1 protein-coding gene is annotated in these 1,591 nt (G+C 61.2%); it reads left to right on the top strand.

The features are described from left to right. Positions 1-104 precede the first annotated feature (104 nt). Positions 105-1,421 carry an IS1380 family transposase gene (locus tag PROAA_RS13590; RefSeq protein WP_186406036.1) on the top strand — a complete coding sequence of 439 codons (1,317 nt, stop codon included), beginning with the start codon at positions 105-107 and terminating at the stop codon, positions 1,419-1,421. Positions 1,422-1,591 lie beyond the last annotated feature (170 nt).

Here is a 1,591-nt window from a genome sequence, read left to right as displayed (position 1 = left end):
CTAGCCCGGATATTTCACAAAAAGGCAAGAAATGAGGTCGGCGGAACCGCGTGGACCTGCGTTGATACTGGTGCTTAGACAGATTGACACAGGGGGTTCCGCCGATGCCAGATTGTACCGTTCAGGGAGAGCTATTTGGGAGCGTCGGGCGACGCCGAATCGAGGTTGGATTTGACGGTGGTGACGTCACTTCGGATGCAGGCTTGCTGCTCATCCGCAAGGCGGACGAACAGATCGGCTTGCTCAATCGCGTGGCGTCGAAGCTGCCGGACCCGCGAGCGCCGGAGCGGATCGAACACAGCGTTGTCGAACTTCTGAGACAGCGCGTCTATGGTCTCGTCCAAGGCTACGAAGACCTCAACGATCATGATCGTTTGCGACACGATCTGGCGCTTCAGACGGCCTTGGGCAAGGTAACGCCAGCGGCGTCGAGTCCGACCTTATGCCGTTTCGAACAGCGAGCGGATCGCGCACTCGCGGGTGCCATTCACGAGGTCATCCTTGACCGGTTTATCGCGTCATTCACCGCGCCGCCAGAAGAGCTCGTTCTCGACTTCGATGCCACCGATGATCCGGTGCATGGCGCGCAGGAAGGCCGCTTCTTCCACGGCTACTACGACACGTATTGCTTCCTGCCGCTCTACGTCTTCTGCGGCGAGCAATTGCTGGTGTCGTATTTGCGCCCGGCCAACATTGACGCGGCGAAACAGGCCGGCGCCATTCTCAAGGGGCTGGTGCAACGGCTGCGTGCCGTCTGGCCGTCCGTGCGCATCGTCTTTCGTGGCGACTCGGGCTTCTGCCGTCGCCGGATTCTGTCCTGGTGCGAACGCCATGGCGTCGGCTACATCGTCGGCCTGGCGCGGAATCAGCGCATCGAACGCATGGCGGCATGGTGGATGGAGTCGGCGATGGAAGCGTATGCCCTGACCGGCGAGGGCATTCGTTGCTTCGGCGAACTCTGGTACCGGGCCGGCACCTGGGCGCAACCGCGTCGTGTCATCGTCAAGGCTGAAATCACGAAGACCGCCAAAGCCAATCCACGCTTCGTCGTCACCAATCTCACGGGCGACCTGAGGGAACGATACGAGTCCGACTATTGCGCCCGTGGCGAGATGGAGAACCGGATCAAGGAGTGCCAGCTCGGCCTCTTCGCCGACCGAACCAGTTGCCATCGCTGGTGGCCCAATCAGTTCCGCATGCTGATCGCTTCGCTCGGCTATGTCCTGATGCAGCATCTGCGATGCGTTGCTCTGGCCGGAACGGAACTCGCTACGGCGCAGGCCGGCACGATCCGCGCCAAGCTTCTGAAGGTCGGCGCGGTCATCGTTCGCAACACGCGCCGGATCCGTTTCTATGTCGCCTCCGCGTTCCCCCTGCGACACCTGTTTCTTGCCGCCGCCCATGGCCTGAACAGCGGATAAACCAAAATCAGCGCACCCCCGGCGCTTTGATCATCCGGGGGTTTGGGGGCGGTGTCTGCAAAATTCGCAAATCGCCTCGAATCGACGCAGCGGCAACCCAAAAATCGCGCCTCTGAGCACCTGCAGCCGCTTCACCTCACCCAACATCGGCTCGTGAAATATCCGGGCTA

The organism is Candidatus Propionivibrio aalborgensis (assembly GCF_900089945.1).
GTDB lineage: Bacteria > Pseudomonadota > Gammaproteobacteria > Burkholderiales > Rhodocyclaceae > Propionivibrio > Propionivibrio aalborgensis.
Note: the sequence above shows the minus strand (reverse complement) of the source record. Positions and strands in the feature narration are given on the sequence as shown.

What these genes read in the sequence shown, in the direction of transcription:
- PROAA_RS13590 (WP_186406036.1), top strand. Translation starts at nt 105, where the DNA reads ATGCCAGATTGTACCGTTCAGGGAGAGCTATTTGGGAGCGTCGGGCGA.